19 protein-coding genes and 1 riboswitch are annotated in these 23,063 nt (G+C 75.4%); of the genes, 12 read left to right on the top strand and 7 right to left on the bottom strand.

Going from position 1 to position 23,063, the window contains the following annotated elements:
- Positions 1–35 precede the first annotated feature (35 nt).
- Positions 36–1,118, bottom strand: coding sequence for a hypothetical protein (locus tag ACIBBF_RS22315; RefSeq protein WP_397417736.1), 1,083 nt, complete (start codon positions 1,116–1,118; stop codon positions 36–38).
- A gap of 46 nt (positions 1,119–1,164) precedes the next feature.
- Positions 1,165–1,314 carry a hypothetical protein gene (locus ACIBBF_RS22310; RefSeq protein WP_397417734.1) on the bottom strand — a complete coding sequence of 50 codons (150 nt, stop codon included), beginning with the start codon at positions 1,312–1,314 and terminating at the stop codon, positions 1,165–1,167.
- Positions 1,315–1,517: 203 nt separating this feature from the next.
- Here ACIBBF_RS22310 and ACIBBF_RS22305 point away from each other — a divergent pair, with 203 nt between their 5' ends.
- On the top strand, positions 1,518–1,805 hold the full coding sequence (locus ACIBBF_RS22305) for a hypothetical protein (RefSeq protein WP_397417731.1): 288 nt from the start codon (positions 1,518–1,520) through the stop codon (positions 1,803–1,805).
- Here ACIBBF_RS22305 and ACIBBF_RS22300 read toward each other — a convergent pair.
- The 3 genes from ACIBBF_RS22300 to thiE all read right to left on the bottom strand — a co-directional run bounded on the left by ACIBBF_RS22300 (position 1,797) and on the right by thiE (position 3,979).
- The gene (locus ACIBBF_RS22300; protein ID WP_397417863.1) at positions 1,797–2,768 is read right to left on the bottom strand and encodes a DNA topoisomerase IB; all 972 of its coding nucleotides are present in this window, start codon (positions 2,766–2,768) and stop codon (positions 1,797–1,799) included. The genes ACIBBF_RS22305 and ACIBBF_RS22300 overlap by 9 nt on opposite strands.
- Before the next feature lie 35 nt (positions 2,769–2,803).
- Positions 2,804–3,235: a CBS domain-containing protein gene (locus tag ACIBBF_RS22295; RefSeq protein WP_397417729.1), complete on the bottom strand. Its 432-nt coding sequence runs from the start codon at positions 3,233–3,235 to the stop codon at positions 2,804–2,806.
- Positions 3,236–3,325: 90 nt separating this feature from the next.
- On the bottom strand, positions 3,326–3,979 hold the full coding sequence (gene thiE / locus ACIBBF_RS22290; protein WP_397417726.1) for a thiamine phosphate synthase: 654 nt from the start codon (positions 3,977–3,979) through the stop codon (positions 3,326–3,328).
- Positions 3,980–4,017: 38 nt separating this feature from the next.
- Positions 4,018–4,121, top strand: a riboswitch (TPP riboswitch).
- Here thiE and ACIBBF_RS22285 point away from each other — a divergent pair.
- The 10 genes from ACIBBF_RS22285 to ACIBBF_RS22240 all read left to right on the top strand — a co-directional run bounded on the left by ACIBBF_RS22285 (position 4,113) and on the right by ACIBBF_RS22240 (position 19,765).
- Positions 4,113–5,348: an FAD-dependent oxidoreductase gene (locus ACIBBF_RS22285; RefSeq protein WP_397417724.1), complete on the top strand. Its 1,236-nt coding sequence runs from the start codon at positions 4,113–4,115 to the stop codon at positions 5,346–5,348. (Overlaps the previous riboswitch by 9 nt.)
- A complete protein-coding gene (gene thiS / locus ACIBBF_RS22280; protein WP_397417722.1) occupies positions 5,345–5,614 on the top strand; it encodes a sulfur carrier protein ThiS in 270 nt (89 codons plus the stop codon). Before ACIBBF_RS22285 ends, thiS begins: the two co-directional genes overlap by 4 nt.
- Positions 5,615–5,616: 2 nt before the next feature.
- Positions 5,617–6,465 (top strand): thiazole synthase, encoded by an 849-nt coding sequence (locus ACIBBF_RS22275; protein ID WP_397417720.1) that lies wholly within the window; start codon positions 5,617–5,619, stop codon positions 6,463–6,465.
- The gene (locus tag ACIBBF_RS22270) at positions 6,462–7,682 is read left to right on the top strand and encodes a ThiF family adenylyltransferase (RefSeq protein ID WP_397417718.1); all 1,221 of its coding nucleotides are present in this window, start codon (positions 6,462–6,464) and stop codon (positions 7,680–7,682) included. Before ACIBBF_RS22275 ends, ACIBBF_RS22270 begins: the two co-directional genes overlap by 4 nt.
- 163 nt (positions 7,683–7,845) lie before the next feature.
- Entirely contained in the window at positions 7,846–9,408 is a 1,563-nt protein-coding gene (locus ACIBBF_RS22265) for a pyridoxal phosphate-dependent decarboxylase family protein (RefSeq protein WP_397417716.1), read from the top strand.
- On the top strand, positions 9,405–10,769 hold the full coding sequence (locus ACIBBF_RS22260) for a lysine N(6)-hydroxylase/L-ornithine N(5)-oxygenase family protein (protein ID WP_397417713.1): 1,365 nt from the start codon (positions 9,405–9,407) through the stop codon (positions 10,767–10,769). The genes ACIBBF_RS22265 and ACIBBF_RS22260 overlap by 4 nt, the downstream gene beginning before the upstream one ends.
- Entirely contained in the window at positions 10,766–13,216 is a 2,451-nt protein-coding gene (locus ACIBBF_RS22255) for a GNAT family N-acetyltransferase (protein ID WP_397417710.1), read from the top strand. Before ACIBBF_RS22260 ends, ACIBBF_RS22255 begins: the two co-directional genes overlap by 4 nt.
- A gap of 57 nt (positions 13,217–13,273) precedes the next feature.
- Positions 13,274–15,928, top strand: a complete 2,655-nt coding sequence (locus ACIBBF_RS22250; protein WP_397417708.1) for a GNAT family N-acetyltransferase — start codon at positions 13,274–13,276, stop codon at positions 15,926–15,928.
- A 58-nt stretch (positions 15,929–15,986) separates the two neighbouring features.
- On the top strand, positions 15,987–17,921 hold the full coding sequence (locus ACIBBF_RS22245) for an ABC transporter ATP-binding protein (protein WP_397417706.1): 1,935 nt from the start codon (positions 15,987–15,989) through the stop codon (positions 17,919–17,921).
- Complete coding sequence (locus ACIBBF_RS22240; protein ID WP_397417704.1) at positions 17,918–19,765, top strand: ABC transporter ATP-binding protein; 1,848 nt, start codon at positions 17,918–17,920, stop codon at positions 19,763–19,765. Before ACIBBF_RS22245 ends, ACIBBF_RS22240 begins: the two co-directional genes overlap by 4 nt.
- A gap of 25 nt (positions 19,766–19,790) precedes the next feature.
- On the opposite strand, the gene ACIBBF_RS22235 is transcribed toward ACIBBF_RS22240, so the two are convergent.
- Positions 19,791–21,134: a PLP-dependent aminotransferase family protein gene (locus ACIBBF_RS22235; protein WP_397417701.1), complete on the bottom strand. Its 1,344-nt coding sequence runs from the start codon at positions 21,132–21,134 to the stop codon at positions 19,791–19,793.
- Between the two features lie 209 nt (positions 21,135–21,343).
- Between ACIBBF_RS22235 and ACIBBF_RS22230 the strand changes: the two genes are divergently transcribed.
- Positions 21,344–22,159: a pyridoxamine 5'-phosphate oxidase family protein gene (locus ACIBBF_RS22230; RefSeq protein ID WP_397417699.1), complete on the top strand. Its 816-nt coding sequence runs from the start codon at positions 21,344–21,346 to the stop codon at positions 22,157–22,159.
- A 19-nt stretch (positions 22,160–22,178) separates the two neighbouring features.
- Here the strand turns inward: ACIBBF_RS22230 and ACIBBF_RS22225 are convergent.
- On the bottom strand, positions 22,179–23,063 hold an 885-nt coding region (locus tag ACIBBF_RS22225; protein WP_397417697.1), incomplete at its 5' end, for an HNH endonuclease.

Here is a 23,063-nt window from a genome sequence, read left to right as displayed (position 1 = left end):
CATTCTGCCGGGCGCGCACGCCCCGGCGCCAGGGGTCACGCCCGCTCGCCGAGCGCCACCACGCCGCGCCGCAGGGTCACCACGAGCGCCCCGGCGACGAACAGGTCGTCCCCGGACGGCTGCCGGGCCGCGCGCACCGCGCCGGCCAGCGCGGCGACGGCCCCGGCGGCCCGGTCGGCGGCGTCGCCGTCGTGGTCGTCGTCGGGCCGCGTGCGCAGGGCCTCCGCGTAGGCACGCAGGGTGGTGGCCAGGACGGGGCGCATGTCGGGGCCGAGTGCGACGTCCTGACGGTCCGCGCGTTCCCACTCGGCCAGGAGCCGCACCACGTCGTCGACCACGTCGGCGGCGGTCCACAGGGCCTCGGCGCGGCGCGCCTGCGCGGCGGCCCAGCCGCCGTACCGGTGACCTCGCCGGTTGACCCGCATCGCCTCGTGGGCCCGGGACACGGCGTCGTGGGAGCGGTCGATGGTCGGTGCGACGTCGCGGCGCCGCTGCTGCCACTCGTCGGCGGCGAGCGGCCCGACCCGTTCGAGCCGGTCGGCGAGCAGCTCCACCTGGTCCACGAGCACGGTGCGCAGGCGGTCCAGCGCGTCCTCCGACGGGGTGAGCGGCAGGGGCGGGAACAGCAGGTTCACGCCGGTGCCGATCGCCGCGCCCACGACGATGAGCCCGGCGAACACCGTGATGTACTCGAGCTGCTCCGCTCCGCCGAGGATGAGCACGAACAACGCCGAGGTCACCACCCACGTCCCCATCTCGCCGAAGACGCGCCAGCCGGAGCACAGGAGGGCGGTCCCCACCACGAGGGCCACCGACAGCGTGCTGGAGCCGAGCGCCAGGTCCACGCCGCGGGCCAGCACCGCGCCCGCGAGCACCGCCCCGGTCGCCTGCACGGAGTCCCGTACCGACCGGACGGCGGTGCTCGAGGTGGCGATGATCGCCCCGAGCGGCGCGTAGTACGGCTGCTCGGAGAACGGCGCCGGCGCCAGCGCCCCCACCACCCACGCCAGCGACGCCGCGAGCGCGCCCTTGGCGGCCAGACCCCAGCGGGGGTGGCGCGCCCAGTGCGCGTGCAGGGTGGTGAGCAGGGTGGTGAGGCGCTGTGGCGGTGTGGGCATCACCGCCAGGCTCACGCGGCGCCGGGCCACGCGCATCCGGGACCGGTCAGGTCCGGGTGCGCCGGGCGAGCCCGAGGATCAGGCTGACCACCAGGACGGCCACGCCGATCCAGATCAGGAACTGCCCGATCTCCGTCGCGACCCCCAGGATCACGAGGACCACGCCGATGATGATGAGGACGAGCCAGGCAGGCATCTGAGACCTCCTTCGTCGTGGCGACGCGGGGTGCGCCGCCGTTGATCCGAGGTTCGTCCTGTTTGTGGTCACTCGCACCTGAAAGGCCGGGCGCCGGCGCATGCGGGCTGACCGGGGTGTTGCCTGGTGAGCGGCCGGGGGCCTACGGTGGTGGGACCCGGGGTCATGAAGCGGCTCCAGATCTCCTGGATCTGGAGGTTCCCATGTCCCCACCCGGCATCTCTCCCGACGACCCCGCGCTGCGCGCCGTCGTCATCGGCCTGGTCTCCGTCGAGCGGGTCAAGAGCGTCGTCGCCGTGGTCCGCGGCGTCGACGAGGACGCCGCCGAGCGCGTGCTCACCGACGTGGCCCGGGAGGCCGGTGTGCCCCTGTGGGCGGCCTCCGACCAGGTGCTCGCGAACCTGCAGACCCAGGTGGGCACCGCCGGCCTCACCCCGGACACGCTGGACCGCGCGCTCGACGCCGTCTGCCCGGCGGGTTCGTCAGGCTGAGCGGCCGGCGGCCGTGAGCACCTTCAGCAGGGCGCGCTCGTCGGCGTCCATCCACCGTGACGTGCGCGCGGCGGCGGCGCCGGAGCGCTCGACGAGGCGGTCGAGCTCGGCGCGGTCCTCGGTCAGCAGCACGGGGTGCACGTAGCTCTTGCGGCACACCGCCGGGGTGTTGTGCAGGTGGGCCGCGGCGATCCGGACGGCCTCGGCGCGCTGGGCGTCGTGCTCCTGCCGGGTGTGCGGCGTCAGCCCGCGCAGGTGGCCCAGGACGAGGGCGCTGGCGCCCCACGTCCGGAACGTCTTGGCGGTGTACCCGTCACCCATGACCCGGCCGAGGTACTCGTTGACGTCCCGGGACCCGACGGTGCGGGTCTCGTCGCCGTCCACGTACTGCAGCAGGCGCTGGCCCGGCAGCTCCTGGCACCGGCGCACCACGTTCGCCACGCGCCGGTCGTGCAGGACGACGTCGTGCGGGGTGCCCGACTTGCCGCGGAAGCGGAACCGGATCTCGGCGCCCTGCACCTCGGCGTGCCGGGAACGCAGGGTCGTCAGCCCGAACGACGCGCCGGACCGCACGTACTCGTCGTTCCCGACCCGGATCAGGGTCTCGTCGAGCAGCCGGACGACGGTCGCGACCACCCGCTGCGGGCCCAGCCGCGGTGAGCGCAGGTCGGCGTCGACCTGCTTGCGCAGCGTGACCAGGGCGCTGCCGAACTCCACCAGGTCGTCGAACTTCGCGGTGTCCCGCTGCTCGCGCCACAGCCGGTGGTAGAGGTACTGCTTGCGGTGTCTGGCGTCGCGCCCGGTGGCCTGGAGATGACCGGTGGGGTCGGCGCAGATCCACACGTCGGTCCATGCCGGCGGCACGGCGAGCGCGCGGAGGCGGGCCAGCGTCGCGGCGTCGGTGATGCGGGCGCCCCGGTGGTCCGTGTACGAGAACCCGCGACCCCGCCGCCGGCGGTGGATGCCGGGGTCGGAGTCGCTGGTGTGGGTGAGCGCGCTCAGCGGTTGGGCTCGGCATCCGAGATGTCCGCCAGGGCGGACGACGGGTCGCGCTCCACGGCGAGGTCGCCGATCGAGACGATGCCCACCAGCACGTCGCCGTCCAGCACCGGGACCCGGCGCACGGCGGCGGAGCGCATCACCTCGACCGCGGTCTCGACCGGGTCGGTGTGGCCGACCGTGACCACCTTCTCGCTGGCGACCTGCTGCACCGGGGCGTCCACGCCGTGGCCCTCGGCCAGGCCGCGCACCACCAGGTCCCGGTCGGTCACCACGCCGACGGCGGTGTTGTCGCTGGTCACGACCAGCGCGCCGACGTTCTCGGCGGCCATCAGCCGGGCGGCCTCGCGCAGCGGCTGGGCCGCGTCGACGGTGGTGGGTGCGGGGGTCATCACATCGGCGACCGTCTGCCGGGTCGTGTCGTTCTCCATCGTCGTTCTCCATCCCTCGGGACGTGGACGGCGGGCTGCTTCACCGACCCCTCCAGCATGGCCCGCGGGGCCCGCGCTCGCACGCGCGCCTCAGGCTGCCTCGACCCGCCTGCGCAGTGCGGCCGCGGCGGCCCGCGGGTCGGCGGCCTGCGTGATCGCGCGGACGACGACGACGCGCCGGGCCCCGGCCTCCAGCACCTGGTCCAGGCGCTCGGCGTCGATCCCGCCGATCGCGAACCACGGCGTGGCCGGGGCCCGGCCGGCCACCTCCCGCAGCAGGTCCAGGCCCACGGCGGGGCGGCCCGGCTTGGTCGGCGTGGCCCACAGCGGACCGACGCAGAAGTAGTCGACCCGCGGGTCGGCCTCCGCCGCCAGCGCCTCGTCGAGGGCGTGCGTGGACCGGCCCAGCACCGGGTCGTCGCCCAGCAGGGTGCGCACCGCGTCCGGCGGCAGGTCACCCTGGCCCATGTGCACCACCGGCGCGCGGGTCAGCCGGGCGACGTCGGCCCGGTCGTTGACCGCCCACAGGGCGCCGTGCTCGGTCGCCACGCGCGCGACGAGCGCCTGCAGCTCGATCTCGCGCGCGACGTCCAGCGACTTGTCCCGCAGCTGCACCACGTCGACCCCGCCCTCCAGCGCCGCGTGCAGGAACGGTTCCAGGTCACCCGTGCCCTCGCGGGCGTCGGTGCACAGGTACAGGCGGGCGTCGGCCAGGCGGGCGCGCGGGTCGGTGCGGTGGTCCACGGCGCGAGTGTAGGCCCGCCCCGCACGGGGGTTAGGGTGGTCGCGTGCACGGGAGCCCCGCACGGGGCTGAGAGGGCGCAGGGCGCCGACCGTCGAACCTGATCTGGGTCATGCCAGCGAAGGGAGCAGCATCATGAGCAGCCGTGCGTGCGACGTCCTCGTGGTCGGCGCGGGCGTCGTCGGGCTGACCGCGGCCTGGCGCGCGCTGGACGCCGGAGCCGGCGTGGTCGTCCTGGACCCCGCGCCCGGCGACGGTGCCACCCACGCCGCCGCGGGCATGCTCGCGCCCGTCATGGAGGCGGGCTTCGGCGAGGAGGGGCAGGCCCGGCTGGGTACCGCGGCGCTCGCCCTGTGGCCCTCCTACGCCTCGGCGGTCGAGCACGCGGCCGGCCTGCCGCCCGGCGCCGTCGGCCTGGACACGACGTCGGGCACCCTCGCCCTCGCCTACGACGCCGACGACGTGGTGGCCCTGCGCCGCCTGCTCGCCCTGCACCGCCAGTGGGGCCTCGGCTCGGCCGAGCTGCCACCCGCCGCGGCGCGCGAGCGCGAACCGGGGACGGGGCCCCGCGTGGCGGGCGCGGCGTGGGTGCCGGGGGACCACAGCGTGGACCCGCGGGCCCTGCACGCGGCGCTCGCGGGCGTGGTCGCGGCCCGCGGCACGGTCGTGCGCCGTGCGGCGGCAGCCCTCACCTGGGCGGACGGCGCCGTGACCGGGGCGGTCGACGCCGCGGGCACCACGTACGCGGCCGGCACCGTGGTCCTGGCCGCGGGGCACGCGAGCGGGACCCTGTACGCGGGCGCCCCGACGCGCCCCGTGCCGGGCACGACGCTGCGCCTGCTCGCCGACGCCGACCGGGCACCCCGGGTGGTGGTGCGCGGCGTGGTGCAGGGCCGCCCCGTGTACGCGGTACCCCGCCCCGTGCGGCCCGACGGCACGCGCGAGGTGGTCGTGGGCGCGACGTCCCACGAGCGCGCCGACGACCACCTGACCCGGGCCGGCGACGTCTTCGCCCTGCTGCGCGACGTCCGCGTGCTGCTGCCCGGCCTGGACGAGGCCGTGCTGCTGGAGGCGACCACCCGGTCCCGCCCCGGCAGCCCCGACAACGCGCCGCTGCTGGGCCGGGCCGCCCCCGGCCTCCACCTCGCCACCGGCCACCACCGCAACGGCATCCTGCTGGCCCCGCTCACGGCGGCCGCGCTCGACCACGCGCTGGGTGCGGCCCCGTCCGCCTGGGCGGACGAGGAAGCGGCCGGGGCCGCGGTGGCCGCCGCCGCCCGGTACGCCGACCCGCTCCGGTTCGGCCCGGCGTGCGGCACCCCGGCGGGCCGCACCCCTGTGTCCAGCACCATCGAAGGAGGCACCGCATGACCAGCCACCCCGACCAGACCAGCCACCCCGGCCGCACGGGTTCGCCCGGCACCGCCCTCGTCAACGGCGACCCGTACCCGCTGCCCGCGCCGCTGCCCGTCACCGACCTCGTGGCGCGCCTGCTGCCCGGCGTCGTGGTGGACGGCGCCCCGCAGGGCGTGGCGGTCGCGCTGGACGACGTCGTCGTGCCGCGCGGAGCGTGGGACACCACGACCGTCCGCCCGGGCGACCGGGTCGAGGTCGTCACCGCGGTGCAGGGAGGCTGACCATGACGGAGCCGACGGAACCGGTCGTGCCGGACGCGCCGCTGACCATCGCGGGCACGGAGCTGTCCTCGCGCCTGGTCATGGGCACCGGGGGAGCGGCGAGCCTGCTCGCGCTGGAGGACGCGCTCGTGGCGTCCGGCACGGAGCTGACCACCGTGGCGATGCGCCGGGTGTCGCGACCGCGTGCCGCGGACGACCCGGCGCGCGCCGGTGACCCCTCGGTGTGGGGGCTGCTCGCGCGGCTCGGCATCCGCGCGCTGCCCAACACGGCAGGCTGCTTCTCCGTGCACGAGGCGGTGCTCACCGCCCGGCTCGCCCGGGAGGCGTGCGCGACGGACTGGGTCAAGCTGGAGGTCATCGCCGACGACGTGACGCTGCTGCCCGACCCGATCGGCCTGGTGGAGGCCGCGCGGACCCTGGTCGACGAGGGGTTCACCGTGCTGCCGTACACGAGCGACGACCCGGTGGTGGCGCGCCGGCTGGAGGACGTGGGCTGCGCGGCGGTGATGCCCCTGGGCTCGCCGATCGGCTCGGGGCTCGGCATCGCCAACCCGCGCAACATCGAGGCGATCGCCGCGGCGGCGTCGGTCCCGGTGATCCTGGACGCGGGCATCGGCACGGCGTCGGACGCCGCGCTGGCCATGGAGCTCGGGTGCGACGGCGTGCTGCTGGCCACGGCGGTGACGCGCGCCGCCGACCCGGTGCGCATGGCTCGCGCGATGCGCCTGGCCGTCGAGGCGGGGTACGACGCCGCCCGCGCGGGCCGGCCGCCGCGCCGCGAGCGGGCGCTGGCCTCGTCGCCCGTGGACGGGCTGGTGGACGTCGGCGGCAACCTGGACCTCGCGCTGTGACCGCGCTGCCGCCGCTGGTCGAGCCGGGCCGCGACCTGGGGCGGGACGAGCTGGCCCGGTACGCGCGGCACCTGGTGCTGCCCGGCGTGGGACCCGAGGGCCAGCGCCGCCTGGCGAACGCGCGCGTGCTCGTGGTGGGCGCGGGCGGGCTGGGCAGTCCCGTGCTGCTGTACCTCGCCGCCGCCGGCGTGGGCACGCTGGGTGTCGTGGACGACGACGTGGTCGAGGTGTCCAACCTGCAGCGGCAGGTGGTGCACGGGGTCTCGGACCTCGGGCGGCCCAAGACGGCGTCGGCGCGGGAGGCGGTCGCCGAGGTCAACCCGCACGTCGAGGTCGTGGAGCACCCCGAGCGGCTGACGACGGCGAACGCGCTGGAGGTGCTGTCCGGGTACGACCTGGTGCTCGACGGGACCGACGCCTTCGCGACCCGCTACCTGGTCTCGGACGCCGCCGAGGTGCTCGGCGTCCCGTGCGTCTGGGGCGCGATCCACCGGTTCACGGGGCAGGTCGCCACGTTCTGGGGCGCGCCCCCGGCCGGCGTGGAGGGCGTGACCTACCGGGACGTGTTCCCCGTGCCCCCGCCGCCGGGGGCATCGCCGGACTGCGCGACGGCCGGGGTGCTCGGCGCGATGTGCGGCACCGTGGGCTCGGTCATGGCCACGGAGGCGGTCAAGCTCGTCACCGGGGCGGGGGACACCCTGCTCGGGCGCCTGGCGGTGTACGACGCGCTGGCCCTGACCTGGCGGCAGCTCACGGTGCGGCGCGACCCGGCCCGGGAGCCGGTCACGGCACTCCTGAGCGCCGCGGACGGAGCCGACCCGTACGCCGTGTTCTGCGGGCTGCCGGCGGCGGACGGCGTGGACGGCGTGGACGGCGTGGACGGCACGGACGGTCCCGGCACCGTCTCGGTACGGGAGCTCGCCGCCCTGCGCGACGGCGGCGGGGAGCCCCTGGTGCTGGACGTGCGCGAGCCGTGGGAGGTGGAGCTCACGGCCTGGCCCGGCGCCCGTGCGGTCCCGTCGGGGGCGTTCACCGGTCCGGGGGCCGGCACGGCGGTGGGCGAGGTCGCGGCGTGGGCGGCGGGCCGCCCGGTGCACGTGCTGTGCCAGGCCGGGGTCCGGTCGGCGCGCGTGGCGCGGCGGCTGGCCGAGGCGGGGGTCGGGGCCCGGTCGGTGGCCGGCGGGATCGCGGCCTGGGTGGCTGACGGGCACGGCTGACGGGCACGGCTGACGGGGCCGGCTGACGGGCCCGGGAGTGACGGGCGCCACCTTCCTGGTGGCGCCCATGGGTTGACGGGAACCCGCCAGCGATTAGGTTAGGTCAGGCAAACCTAAGTTCTGGTTCTTCCCTTCCCGCGATCCCTCCGAAGGAGACTTTCGCATGCCCTCACGCCTGCCCGCGGCGACCCAGCCGGTGACGACGAAGCACGACACGACCGCGCTGGTGCGCGGGGCCACGGCGAGCGCCTACGCGGACACCGTCCACGAGGTCGCCCGCGACGTGGCCGCCCGGCTCGCGTCCGTCACGCAGCCGTTCTCCGGCGCCAGCCGCGCCGAGCTGCGGGACCTGGTGGCCGCCGTGGACCTGGACGGTCCGCCGTCGGGCACGAGCGAGGCGCTGCGGGAGGCCGCGGACCTGTACGCGACGCACGCGATCTGGTTCCACGCGCCCACCTACGCGGCGCACCTGAACTGCCCGGTCGCGCTGCCCGCGGTGGGGGCGGAGACGATGCTGGCCGCGATCAACACCTCCGTGGACACCTACGACCAGTCCACGGTGGCCACCCTGATGGAGCGGCGGCTCGTGGAGTGGACCGCGGGCCGCATCGGCTTCCCGGTGGACGGCGGCGAGGGGCCGGGCGCCGACGGCGTCTTCACCTCCGGCGGCACCCAGTCCAACTTCCAGGCCCTGTTCCTGGCCCGCGAGAAGGCGCGGCGGACCGGTGTGCGCCTGGAGTCCATGCGGATCCTGGCCACCGAGGTCAGCCACTTCAGCATCGCCAAGTCCGCGCTCCTGCTCGGCCTGCCCGACGACGCCGTGGTCGCCGTGGGCACGGACGCCGACGGCCGCATGAGCGCCGACGCCCTGGCCCGGACGCTGGTGGACGTCGAACGCACCGGCGACGTCGTGGTCGCCGTCGTCGCGACCGCCGGCACCACCGACCGCGGCTGCATCGACCCCCTGGGCCCGGTCGCCGACCTGTGCGACGCCGTGGGCACCTGGCTGCACGTCGACGCCGCCTACGGCTGCGGGCTGCTGGTCAGCCCCACGCGCCGTCACCTGCTGGCCGGCATCGAGCGGGCCCGCAGCGTCACCGTCGACTTCCACAAGTCGTTCTTCCAGCCGGTGTCCTCCAGCGCGCTGATCGTGCGCGAGCGGGCCGACCTGGCGCCCGTGGCCTGGCACGCGGACTACCTCAACCCGGAGGAGAACGCCGAGCCCAACCAGGTCGACAAGTCCCTGCAGACCACGCGCCGGTTCGACGCCCTCAAGCTCTGGGTGACGCTGCGCGCCCTCGGCCCCGACGGCGTGGGCGCGATGGTCGACGCCGTGTGCGACCTGGCCGCCGCCGTGCACCAGGACCTCGCCGGGGACCACGACTTCCGGCTGGTCGGCACCACCGACCTGTCCACGGTGCTGTTCCGCTACCAGCCCGACGGCCTCGACCCCGCGCGGGCCGACGCCCTGGTGCCCCAGGTGCGGCGCGTCCTGTTCGACTCCGGCCGCGCCCTGGTGGCCAAGACCGTGATCGACGGTCGCCCGTGCCTCAAGCTCACGCTCCTGAACCCGGACGCCACGCTCGCCGACATCCGCGGCGTGCTGGAGCTGGTCCGGTCCGCCGCCCACGGGCTGCTCGCCGGGGAGGCGCTCGCGGACACCGACGAGCCGCCGTGCCGCGACGTGCACCCCCGCCTGGAGCGCGCCGAGGGGGAGGACCGATGAGCGCCGCCCTGCCCGTGCGGGACCTGCCCGTGCACGACCTCGTCTGCGTCGGGATCGGGCCCTTCGGCCTCGGCCTGGCGGCCCTGGCCGACCCGCTGGACGACGTGGACGCGGTGTTCCTGGACCAGGCCGACGGCTTCTCGTGGCACCCCGGGATGCTCATCGAGGGCACCACGCTGCAGGTCCCGTTCCTGGCCGACCTGGTGACGATGGCCGACCCCACCTCGCGGTACTCGTTCCTGGCGTGGCTCAAGGCGACGGGGCGGCTGTACCCGTTCTACATCCGCGAGTCGTTCTACCCGCTGCGTGCCGAGTACGACGAGTACTGCCGCTGGGTGGCCGCGCAGCTCCCGGCGCTGCGGTGGGGGCGGCGCGTGACCGGCGTGGTGCGCGTGCCCGCGCCGGACGGCGGGTACCTGTTCGAGGTCACCGCGCAGACGCCGGACGGCACCGAGAAATACTGTGCCAAGCACCTCGTGCTCGGCACCGGCACCCAGCCGCGCCTGCCCGCGGTCCTGGGTGAGCTCGGTGCGCACGCCGGTCCCGTCGTGCACACCGCCGACTACCTGCCGCACCGGGAGGCGCTCGCCGCGTCCGGGTCCGTCACCGTGGTGGGCAGCGGGCAGTCCGCCGCCGAGGTGTACCGCGACCTCCTGGACGGCTGCGGCACCGGCCCGGGGGAGTACCGCCTGGACTGGGTGACCCGCTCGCCGCGGTTCTTCCCCATGGAGTACACCAAGCTCACCCTGGAGATGACCTCGCCGGAGTACACCGACCACTACGCCGCCCTGCCCGCCGCGCTGCGCGACCAGCTCGGCCGCGAGCAGCGCACCCTCTACAAGGGCATCAGCGGCGACCTCGTCGACGACATCTACGACACCCTGTACCGGCGGTCCGCGCTCGGCCGCGAGGTGCCGACCACGCTCCTGACCGACACCGAGGTGGTCGCGGCCCGGTTCGACCCCGACGGCGCGGGCGGGGCCGGCGAGTACGTGCTCACCCTGCGCCACGGCCAGCTCGGCACCACCGCGGAGCACCGCACGCGCGCCGTCGTCGCCGCCACCGGCTACGCCGCCCAGGTGCCGCGCTTCCTGGCGCCCGGCCTGGTCGACGTCGACGACCGGGGCCGCTACGTCGTGGCCCGCGACTACACCGTGGACGGCGACCGGCGCATCCACGTCATGAACGGCGAGGAGCACACGCACGGCGTCACCGCGCCGGACCTCGGCTTCGGGCCCTGGCGCAGCTCGGTGATCCTCGCTACCGTCACGGGCCGCGAGCCCTACCCGATCGAGCGCCGGATCGCCTTCCAGCAGTTCGGCCTGCCCACCTCCCGCACCCGGACGGAGGTCGCCCCGTGACCGCACCGACCACCCTGCAGGTCTTCCGCACCAGCACCCGCCTGGGTGACGTCACTCTCGAACCCGTGGTCCCCGCGCGGGACGCCGAGCTGGTCCAGGGCTGGCTCGCGCACCCGTCCGCGGCCTACTGGCAGATGAGCGCCCTGAGCGTCGACGAGGTGCGCGAGTACCTCGCCGCCGTCCAGGGCGGCCCGCACGAGGACGCCTGGCTCGGCCGCCTCGACGGGGAGCCCGTGTTCCTCACCGAGACGTACGACCCCGCGCACGTGCTGCTCACCGGCGTGCACGACGCGCTGCCCGGCGACCTGGGCATGCACCTGCTCGTGGCCCCGCCCGAGACCCCGCGGCACGGCCTGACCGACGCCGTCATGACCGCCGTCATGCGGTTCTGCCTGTCCGACGGCGGACCGCACGGCGCCGGGCGGGGCGCGACGCGCGTCGTCGTCGAGCCGGACGTCGGCAACCGCAAGATCGCCGCCAAGAACGCCGCCGCCGGGTTCCGGGTGCTGCGCGAGGTGGACCTCGGCCGCGGCGCGCACGCCAAGCGGGCCGCCCTCAGCGTCGCCACCCGCGCCGACTTCGCGGCCTCCGCCCTGGGCGAGGGCCCGGTGCTCGCGTCGCACCTCACCCCCGGCCACATGGAGCACGCCCACCGTCACCTGGCCGCCAAGGCGCTCGCGGAGCTCGCCCACGAGCGCCTCTTCGAGCCGGAGCTCGACGCACCCGCCGACCCCGGCGCACCCGCCCGCTATCGCCTCGCCCTCGACGGCGTCACCTACCGGTTCACCGCCCGCCGCCACGCCCTGGAGCACTGGGTGATCGACCCGGCGTCCGTGCGCCGCACCGGCGCCGCGGGGCTGCGCGGCGAGGTCGACCTGCCCGTGGACGCGCTGGAGCTGATCGCCGAGCTCCAGCCGCTGCTCCAGGTGCCGGACGCGCTCCTGGCGACCTACCTCGAAGAGCTCTCCTCCACCCTGGCCAGCGCCGCCGCCAAGCGCGAGCGCGAGCTCGACGGCACCACGCCCTCGGTGCGCGGCCTGCTGGACGCGATGCGGACGGCGTCCGGCACCCGGGACGTCGCCGAGGCGTTCCAGCAGGTCGAGGCCGCCATGTCCGAGGGGCACCCGAGCTTCGTGGCCAACAACGGCCGCATCGGCTTCTCCCTGGACGACTACCGCACCTACGCCCCCGAACGCGGGCAGCGCGTGCGCATGCTGTGGCTCGCGGCCCGCCGCGAGCACACCCACCTGGCCCTGGCCGCCGACCGCACCGAGGCCGGCCACTACGGCGCCGAGCTGTCCGACGCCGAGCGCACCGCCTTCGCCGAGCGCGTGGCCGCCCGCGGCCACGACCCGGCCGACTACCTCTACCTGCCCGTGCACCCCTGGCAGTGGGACCACCGCGTCGCGATCACGTTCGCCGCCGACGTCGCCCGCGGCGACCTCGTGCCGCTCGGCCCCGGGTCCGACGAGTACCAGCCGCAGCAGTCGATCCGCACCATGTTCAACCGCACCCGCCCCGAGCGGCACTACGTCAAGGTGGCGCTCGCCATCCAGAACATGGGGTTCCTGCGCGGCCTGTCGCCCGCCTACATGCGCGTCACCCCGGCGATCAACGACTGGGTGGCCGACCTGGTCGCGGCTGACGAGACCCTGCGCGCGAACGGGTTCGGCGTGCTGCGCGAGGTCGCCTCCGCCGGGTACACGGGCGACGTCTACCACCGCACCCCGCAGCCCAACCCGCACCGCAAGATGCTCGCGGCCCTGTGGCGCGAGTCGCCCGTGCCCCGCCTGGCGCCCGGCGAACGGCTGGTCACCATGGCGAGCCTGCTGCACCGCGACGCCGGCGGCACCGCGTTCGCCACCACCCTGGCCCGCGAGTCGGGCCTGCCGCCCGAGCAGTGGCTGCAGGCCTACCTCGACGCCTACCTGTACCCGCTGGTGCACTGCCTGCTGGCCCACGAGCTCGCGTTCATGCCGCACGGGGAGAACCTCATCCTCGTGCTGCGCGACGGCGTCGTGGTGCGCGCCCTCATGAAGGACATCGGGGAGGAGGTGGCCATGCTCGGGCACCGGCCCCTGCCCGAGCGGGTCGAGCGCATCCGGGCCGTCGTCGACGACGAGGAGAAGGCGCTCGCGATCTTCACCGACGTGTTCGACGGCGTGCTGCGGCACCTGGCGGGCATCCTCGCGGGCGACGGCGTGCTCGGCGAGGACCGGTTCTGGGCGCTGGTGGCCGCCACGATCGACCGGCACGCCGCCGAGCACCCGGACCTGCGCACCGGCATCGACCTGCGGGCCGCGCGGTTCGCCCACTCCTGCCTCAACCGCCTCCAGCTGCGCAACACGCTGCAGATGGTGGACCTCGCCAACCAGTCGGAGTCGCTGATCTACGCCGGGACCATCGACAACCCCGTGCGCAGGACCGGTGCACGACTCCGAGCATGACCCCGAGCATGACCCCGAGCATGACCCCGAGCAGATCCCCCAGAGATGATGGAAGACGTGGACTTCGACCTGTTTCGTGACGACCTCGGCATCCCCCACGTGCGGGCCGCCTCCGAGACCGCGCTGGCCTACGGCCAGGGCTGGGTGACCGCCCAGGACCGCGGCCTGCAGATCGAGGCGGACCGGATGCGCGCCGAGGAGCGGTACGCCGAGCTCGCGGGCGCCGCGGGTGCGGCGTGGGACCGCTTCGCCGCGCGGGAGCGGCTGGCCGACACCGCTCGCGCGATCCACGACGCCGCGGCGCCGGCCGACCGGGCGTGGCTGGCCGCCTACGCCGACGGCGTGAGCGCCGGCCTGCTCGCCGGCGGCCGGGACGTCCCCGAGCTGGCGGGCGTGCCCCACCGGCCGTGGGAGCCGTGGACGCCGATCGGCGTGTTCCTGGCCACCCACGTGCTGTTCAACGGGTTCCCCGCCATCCTGTGGCGGGCCCACGTGGCCCGGCACCTGCACGTGCCCGGCGTGCCCCTGGAGCGCGTGCTGGGCCTGTTCGCCGCCGAGGCCGGGTCCGGCTCCAACGCCTGGGCCGTGCACGGTGCGTTCACGGCCTCCGGCAGCCCCCTGGTGGCCGGCGACCCTCACCGCACCCTGGAGCTGCCCGGCCCGTACCAGCAGGTCAGGCTGGTGTGCACCGACCCCGCCGCCCCGTACGACGTGCTGGGGTTCGCGTTCCCCGGCGTCCCCGGCGTGCCGCACTTCGCGCATGCCGCCTCGGGGCCGGGTGCTGCGGCAGGTTCTGTGGCGGGCTCGGTGGCGTGGGGCATCACCAATGCCGCCGCCCACCACGTCGAGGTCGTGTCCGACGGCGCGGACAGCGCCGACCCCGGCGCCTGGCGCCTGAGCTGGCCCGCCCGCGAGCTGTCCGACGTCGGTGTCGCGGCCTGGCGCGGCCTGCTGCACGCCCGGACGGCCCGCGACGTGGCCGACGCCTTCGCCGGGTGGGTCGACCCGGTCAACCGGGTACTCACCGCCGACAGCACGGGCGAGGTGCTGAGCCTCACCGCGGGCCGGGTGCCCGCCGCGACCGACCGTGCGCTGCCCGCGCCCAAGCCCGCCGACGGCTACGTGACGCTCCCCGCGCCCACCCGGGTGACCCAGGTCGCCGTGGACGCGAACGAGCGGCCCGTCACCCAGGCACCCGCCGAGCTGGACGGCCGGCCCGGGTACGGACCCCGCGACGTGCGCCCGGACCGCGAGGCGCACGACCTCGGCTGGTCCTACGTGCCCCACCGGGCCGAGCGCATCCGCCAGATCCTGGCCGCCGCCGAGCGGCCGGAGTCGCCCGGCACGCAGGCCCGCGTACACGGCGACACCCGAGACCTCGGCGCGGCAGCCCTCGTCGCGCACCTGGCGGGGGACGCGTCCGCCGCCGCCGTCCGCCTGCGCGCCTGGGTGGCCGAGGGCGCCCACGTGGAGGCGGGCTCGGCCGACGCCGCCCTCTACATGCGCTGGCGCGACGCGCTCACCCACCGGATCGCCCGGCACCCCGTCCTGGCCCCCCTGCACGTACCGCACGGGCAGGACCCGGCACTGGAACCGCTGCTCGGTGCGGTGTTCGACGTGCCGACGGCGGTCGGCGCGGGGCTCGCCCACCTGCTGGCGGCCGACTGGCTCGTCGTCGACGGGCCGGACGGGCAGCCGCTGCGGATCGACCCGGCGGCCGAGGCGAGCGCGGCGCTCGCGGAGGCGGCGGACCAGGCGTCCGGGACGTGGGGCGACGTGCACGTGCCGGCGCCCGTGGCCCCGGTGCCCGGCGTCGCGGGCGCGTACACCGCCGCCGTGCGCCCGGCGCCGGTCTCGGGCAACAACGAGACCGTCCGCTGCACCGGCGGCTCGCCGGGCATGGCCCCCACGGCCTACCGCGGCTCGGTCGCGCGCTACGTCTGGGACCTCGCCGACCGGGCGGGCAGCCGCTGGGGCGTGCCGTACGGCGCCGACGGCCGGCCGGGCACGGCGCACTTCGACGACCAGCACGCCACCTGGGCGGCCGCGGGCACGGTGCCCGTCGTCACCGACCTCGACCGCCTGTACGCCGTGGACACGACGGGCCGGCTGCTGAACGGCGCGCGCGGTGCGCAGGTGTGGCGGCGCGACGTCGGCCCGCACGGCGTGGTCACCGCGCACATGCTGGACCCGGAGGCCGACGCCGACGTGCTGCACCGCTGGTTCACGCAGCCGCGGGCCGCGTTCTGGGGGATGGGGGAGCACACGCGCGACGAGGTGGCCGCCACCTACGCGTTCGTCGAGTCCCTGCCCACGCACCACGCCTACCTCGTGCGGTGGGACGGCGAGCCCGTGGCCCTGGTGCAGGCCTACCACCCCGAGCACGACCCCGTGGCGGCCGCGTACGACGTCGCCCCCGGCGACCTCGGCCTGCACTTCTTCCTGGGCGGCCGCGGCCCGGTCGCCCGGCACGGTGCGGTGCAGGACCCGTGGGCGGTCCTGGGCCCGGCGCTGCGCGACTTCCTGTTCGCCGGGGCGGGGACCCGGCGCCTGGTGGGCGAGCCCGACGCGCGCAACGAGAAGGCCCTGCGCCGCATGGCGGCGCTGGGGTTCACGGCGGGCGAGGAGGTCTTCTTCGAGTCGGCGCAGGGCCCCAAGACCGCGCGCATGGCCTACCTGACGCGGGAGGAGGCAGGCCGGGGCACGCCGTGACGCAGGTCACAGAATGTTAGGTGCTTACCGAAACTAACAACTTGCGCCCGCCCGGATAATGGAGGCGATGCCTCCCACAGACGAACGCTCGAATCGATCCGATCCTTCCTCTGAACCGCGCAGCGAGCTCTCCACCGTCGCCTCCATCCGCCGCCTGCACCCTTACGTCCGCACCGCGTTGCCGCGGCTGGCCGGCGGCCTGCTCGCCTCCCTGGGCGCCAGCCTCATGGCGCTCGCCATCCCGCGCGTCCTGCAGTGGGTCACCGACGGCCCCCTCGCCTCCGGCGCGCGCGACCACGACTGGGCGGGCCTGGCCTGGTCGGTCGTCCTCGTCGCCGCGCTCGGCGTCGGGGAGGCCGGCCTGATCCTGCTGCGCCGCACCCTGGTGATGTTCCCCGGCACGCGCGTCGAGGCCGCGATGCGCACGGCCCTGTTCCGCCACCTGCAGGACCTCCCGGTGTCCTTCCACGACCGGTGGCCCGGCGGCCAGCTCCTGTCCCGCATCATGGGCGACCTCGGCCTGCTGCGCCGGTGGCTCGTGTTCGGCATCCTGCAGCTCGTGGTCAGCATCGTGACCATCGTCGTCGGCGTCGGCCTGCTCGTGGCCACCGGCGGCTGGCTGGGGATCATCTTCCTGTGCGGTGCGATCCCCGTGACCGTCCTGGCCTTCCGGTTCTCCCGCAAGTACCGCAAGATCTCCCGCCTCTCGCAGGACCAGTCGGGCGACCTGGCCACCACGGTCGAGGAGTCCGTGCACGGCATCCGCGTGCTCAAGGCGTTCGGCCGCGGCCCGGACGCGCTGGACCAGTTCACCGAGCAGGCCGCCGAGCTGCGCGAGACCGAGATCCGCAAGGCCACCACCGACGCGGGCCTGACCACCGCGCTGCGCGTCATCCCCGAGGTGACGCAGGCGGTCGCGCTCGTGGTCGGCGTCTACCTCGTGGCCTCCGGAGACATGACGCTGGGCGCCCTGGTCGCCTTCTTCACCACGACCGCCGTGATCAACGGCCCCGTCGTGGACCTCGGCATGACCCTGTCGATGACGCTCAACGCGCGCACCGCCGTCGACCGCTTCTTCGAGGTCATGGACACGGTCAACCCGCTGACGGACCCGGAGCGCCCCGCCGACCTGCCCCCGGTCACCCCCGGCCGCGGCGGCAGCACGGGCGGGCACGTCGCCCTGCGTGACGTCACCTTCCGGTTCGACGACGCCGAGCGCCCCGTGCTCGACCACGTCGACCTGGAGCTGCCGCCCGGCACCACCACGGCGCTGGTGGGGCTGACCGGCTCCGGCAAGTCGACCCTCGCGATGCTCGCGCCCCGCCTGTTCGACGTCACCGCGGGCCGCGTCGAGGTGGACGGCGTGGACGTGCGGGACATGACCCGCGAGCAGGTCCGTGAACGCGTCGCCGTCGCCTTCGAGGACCCGACCCTGTTCTCCGCCTCGGTGCGGGACAACGTGCTGCTCGGGGTGCCCGACGACCTGCCCGCGGCCGAGCGCGAGGCCCTGATGACCGAGTCCCTGGAGATCGCGCAGGCTCACTTCGTGGCCGACCTGCCCGGCGGCGCCGACACCCGCATCGGCGAGGAGGGCATGTCGCTGTCCGGCGGTCAGCGACAGCGGCTCGCCCTGGCCCGCGCCATCGCGGCCCGGCCCCGCGTGCTCGTGCTCGACGACCCCCTGTCCGCGCTCGACGTCACCACCGAGGAGGCCGTCACCGCACGGCTGCGCGACGTGCTCGTGGCCACCACCACCCTGGTCATCGCGCACCGCCCCTCCACCGTGGCGCTGGCCGACCGGGTGGCCGTGCTCCAGGGCGGGCGGATCACCGCCGTCGGCACGCACCAGGAGCTGTTGGCGACCGACCCGCACTACCGGTACATCATCTCCAGCCTGGAGGAGGACTACGCGGCGCACGCGGGCGAGGAGTCCCCGCCGGACGAGCCCGCACCCGACCAGTCCGCACCGCGAAGCCAGGAGGCGCTGTCATGACGGCCACCACCCAGCCCACCGACCGCCGTCGCCCCACCGACGCCGCCGCGGACGACGTCACCAGCCTCGGCAAGGAGGCCTCCCGCCGCGTGCGCCGGCGGTCCATGCACCTGCTCGGGGACCTGCTGCGCCCCCACAAGAAGGCGCTGGCGTGGGCGGCCGTGCTCGTCGTGGCCTCCACGCTCGGGCAGGTGGCCGGGCCGCTGTTCGTCGGACTGGCCATCGACGACGCCGTCCCGGCACTGCGCGACGGCTCCGTCACACCGCTGGTCCTGACCGGCGCCGGCTACCTCGTCGCCGCGGTGCTCGGCGGCATCGCGGCGGGCGCCTACGTGCGCGCCGCCGCCCGGATCGCCCAGGCCGTGCTGCTCGACCTGCGCCGCCGCGTGTTCCGGCAGACCCAGCGGCTCTCCCTGGAGTTCCACGAGTCGTACACCTCGGGGCGCATCATCTCCCGGCAGACCTCCGATCTGGAGGCGCTGCGCGAGCTGCTCGACGGCGGCCTGACCGGCGTCGTCTCCTCGCTGCTGCTGATGGTCTTCACCATCGGGTTCCTGTTCTACGTCGACTGGCGCTCCGGGCTCGTGCTCGCCGTCGCCTTCATCCCGGCCTGGCTGCTCACCCGCTGGTTCCAGCGCATGTCGCAGCGGTACTACCGCGAGCAGCGCACGGCCTCGGCCCGGCTCATCGTCAAGTTCGTCGAGACGATGACCGGCATGCGCGCCGTCCAGGCCTTCCGCCGGGAGCGCACCACCGAGGCCGACTACGGAACGCTCGGCGAGGACTACCGCGACGCCAACCTGCAGATCTTCGGCGTCAACGGACGGTTCCAGCCCGGGCTGATCCTCATCGGCAACCTGACGGTCGTGGCGGCGCTCGCCGTCGGCGGCTGGCGCGTGCTGGACGGCGGGCTCGAGGTGGGCGTGCTCGCCGCCGTGCTGCTGTACTGCAAGCGGTTCTTCCAGCCGGTGCAGCAGCTCGGCATGTTCTACAACGCGTTCCAGTCCGCGACCGCGGCGCTGGAGAAGGTCTCGGGGCTGCTCGCCGAGGAGCCGACCGTCGTCGAGCCGGCGCACCCCACGCCGCTGCCCCTGCACGACGGGCGGGCCCGGGGCGAGCTGCGCCTGGACCACGTGCGCTTCCAGTACGGCGACGGCCCCGTGGTGCTGCCCGACCTGGACCTGACCATCCCCGCCGGCCAGACCGTGGCCGTGGTGGGCACCACCGGTGCGGGCAAGTCGACGGTGGCCAAGCTGGTCACGCGGTTCTACGACGCGTCGGCCGGCGCGGTGCGGCTGGACGGCGTCGACGTGCGTGACCTGGCCTCGGCGGACCTGCGTCGCGCCGTCGTCATGGTGACGCAGGAGGCGTACCTGTTCAGCGGGTCGGTGCGCGAGAACATCGCGCTCGGGCGCCCGGGTGCCTCCCAGGCGGAGATCGAGGCGGCGGCGCGGGCCGTGGGCGCCCACGAGTTCGTGCTCGACATGCCCGACGGGTACGACACGGACGTGAACAAGCGCGGCGGGCGCGTGTCGGCGGGCCAGCGCCAGCTCCTGTCGTTCGCCCGGGCGTTCCTCGCCGACCCGGCGGTGCTCGTGCTCGACGAGGCGACGTCGTCGCTCGACATGCCGGGCGAGCGGCTGGTGCAGCGCGGGCTGCAGACGCTGCTGGCCGACCGGACGGCCATCATCATCGCGCACCGCCTCTCGACGGTCGCGATCGCCGACCGGGTGCTGGTGATGGAGCACGGGGAGGTCGTCGAGGACGGCACGCCCGCCGAGCTCGTCGCCGGAGACGGGCGGTACGCCCGGCTGCACGCCGCATGGGAGGACTCCCTGGTCTGACCGGCTCCCCGGCACGGGGCGCGGCTCAGGCCCCGTCCGGCCCGCCCCGTGCCAGGGCGTCCGCGACGACCCGCAGCGCCTGGTCGAGCTCGGTGTCGGTCACGCCGCCGAAGCCGACCACCAGCCCCGACAACCGGGCGGTACGGCAGTACTGCGCGAGCAGCGGCATGTCGAACCCGGCGGCACGCGCCGCCGCCCGAGCCGCCGTGGCGGCCGAGGCGTCCGTGAGCCAGGTCGAGTACATGCCCGCCAGCGGCCCGGCGAGCTCGGCGTGCGGGGACAGGGCGGCGGCGACCCGGGGCGCGCGCTCGGCGTAGACCCGGCGGGCCGTGCGGACCACCTTGTCGGCCCACCCGTCGCGCAGCAGCGTGAGCAGGGCCCGCTGGGTGGGCCAGGGCGGCGTGTCGTGCGTGATCGTGCGCCGACGCACGAGGCGCTCGTGCAGGGCCGGCGGCGCCACGAGCCAGCCCAGCCGCAGACCCGGGCTGACCGACTTCGCGGTGGTTCCCAGGTAGGCGACCCGGGACCGGTCGAGCGCCGCGAGGGCCGGCACGGGCGCGACGTCGTAGCGGAACTCGGAGTCGTAGTCGTCCTCCAGCACGACGGCGTCCGCGGCCCGGGCCGCCCCGAGCAGCGCGAGCCGGTCCGCGGCGGGCATGACCCGGCCGAGCGGATGCTGGTGGGCCGGCGTCACGTACGCGGCCGCACACCCGTCCAGGCTCGTGACCGCCGCGTTCGCCGGATGGTCGACGACGACCCGGCCGGCCGCGCGCACCGTCTCCACCGCGGCGCGGTAGCCGGGGTCCTCCACGAGCACGGCCCCGGGATCCAGCACGCCGAGGAGCTGGCGCAGACCGTCCGTGGTGCCGGCCGTCACCAGGATCTCGTCCGGGCCGACCGTCAGCCCACGGGTGCGCCCGAGACGTTCGGCCAGCGCCTCGCGCAGCTCCGGCACCCCGCGAGGGTCCGGATAACCCCGCGGAGGCCGAGCCGCCGATACCTCCCGCCAGGCCCGACGCCAGCCTGCGAGATGGCGCGGGTCGATCCAGGGCGTCCCGGCGTCGAGCTGCACGTACCGCGGTTCATGCGTCGCGGGTCGTGCCACGGGGGCGGCTGCGGGCAGCGCCTCGCCGGACGCCACGAACGTCCCCGCACCCCGGCGGGTCTCGACCCAGGCCTCCGCGAGGAGCTGGTCGTAGGCCTGCTCGACCACGGCCCGCGCCACGCCCAGGTCGGTCGCGAGGGCACGGCTGGAGGGCAGACGGTCGCCGGTGGTGAGCGTGCCGTCGGTGACCAGGGCGCGGACGGCGGCCGCGAGCTGGGCCGGGAGCGGCGTCGGGAGGGAACGGTCCAGGTGAACGGGGAGCATGGGGAGGATCTCTGGGCTGGGCTGGGCTGGGCTGGGCTGGGCTGGGCTGGGCTGGGCTGGGCTGGGCTGGGCTGGGCTGTGGCGGGCGGGGATAGTGCGCGCGGATGGCTGGGTGAGCCTGTGTGCCAGGGTGCTGCGGGGGAGTGGCCTGTTGAGTTCGACCGGAACTGGCTCGTGCTCCTGGGCCACCTGCGGACCAGGCTAGCGTCATGACGACGGATCCCCTCGAGCCCGCGGCTCCTCACGAACTCGCAGCCCCCGCCACGCTCCTGCTGCAGGGTGCGCACCACCCACAGGCGGCGCCCCACTCGCAGGCGGCGCCCGACTCGCAGGCGGCGTCCCGTCCGCAGCCGGATGGCCTCTCGCCGACGGCGCGGACAACCCCGACGCGCGGCCGGAATCGCCAGGTCGCCGAACGGGAGCGGCTGATGACACTCCTGGCGGACGCGCTCGTGGCACACCTCGGCGTGGTCGCCGGCCCGCACCCGGTGGTGCTGCCCACGGCGTTCGGCGTCGACCCGTCCGGACCGGACGACGGCGGCACGCTCTACCTGCACGGATCCGTCGCCGCCGGCTGGTTGACGCCGGCTCTGGAGCAGGACGTCTGCGTGACCGTCACGGAGCTGGACGGGCTGGTGCTGGCCCGGACCGGGTTCCACCACTCCATGAACTACCGGTCCGCCGTGGTGATCGGGCGACCTCGACGGGTCACCGACACGGACGAACGACGCCGTGCGCTCGACCTGATCGTCGACCACATGGTCCCCGGACGGTCCGCGACGCTCCGGTCCCCGACCCGCAAGGAGCTGGCCGCCACGGTCGTCATCGCACTGCCCCTCGCCGAGGCGTCGATGAAGCAGCGCGCCGGTGGCGCCAGCCTGGAGCCCGGCGACCTGGAACTGACGGGGTGGGCCGGGGAGGTGCCTCTGCGTCGTGTGGCGTCGGCGCCCGTCACCGAGGACTACGTGTCCGAACCAGTACCGGACCTCGTGCTGCGCCGGGCACGCGGGCTCGGCATGGCGTGAGGCGCTCGCGGGTACTGCCCTAGAACGGTGGATCGTCAGGCACGGGAAGGTTTGGCCGTCGGACCTCCTGCCGGCCGTCGTCATGCTCGGCGCCGAGCCGGCGGCGGGCGTCCCCGGCGAGGCTCGTGACGTCCTCGCAGACGGTTCCCACCTGCGTGGCGGGTCGTGTGTAGGTGTGGCCGGTGGGTGCGGTCCAGGTGGTGGTGCCGGTGGTGGGGTTGCGGGTGGGGGTCCAGCCGTGGTGGGTCTTGGCGAGGTGGTGGGCGCGGCACAGGGGTTGCAGGTTGTGGGCGCGGGTCTGGCCTGGGGTTCCCGGCGGCTGGTGCTCGGGGTCGAGCCCGTGGTCGTAGGGGTGGATGTGGTCGAGGTCGGCCCAGCGGGCGGGTCGGTCGCAGTGGGGGAAGCAGCAGGTCTGGTCGCGGGTGGTCACGGCTTGGCGGAGGATCTTGCCGGGTTGGTAGGTGGTGGTGGAGTAGTCGGTCAGGATGCCGGTGGCCGGGTCGGTGATGAGGCGTTGCCAGGTGGCGTCGGTGGCGATGTGTGCGGCTGTCTCGGCGGGGATGGGTCCGTAGCTGTCCAGGTGTGCGGGGGTGTCGTCCAGGCCCAGGAGCATCGTGGCCGGGAGGGTCAGGCGGACCTGTGGTCTGACGGGGATGACCTGGATCGTGGTGCCGCCGCAGGTGCAGCCCCCGCAGGTGCAGCCCGTGGCGGGCACGGTGGTGCGTGGCAGGGCACCGGGGTCAGCATCGGCATCGGCATCGGCACCGGGGCCGGCACCGGGGCCGGCATCGGCTTCGGCTGCGGGGTCTGGGGCGCATTCGGGGTGGGGTGGGACGATGATGCGGCCGGTGGTGATGGCGACCAGGGCGTCGGCGCGGGCCTGGGCCAGGGTGCGGGTGGTGCC

This window comes from Promicromonospora sp. NPDC050880, assembly GCF_044456525.1.
In the GTDB taxonomy this organism is placed as follows: domain Bacteria; phylum Actinomycetota; class Actinomycetes; order Actinomycetales; family Cellulomonadaceae; genus Promicromonospora.
The sequence above is the reverse complement of the archived record's forward strand: the minus strand, read 5'-3'. Positions and strand labels throughout refer to the sequence as shown.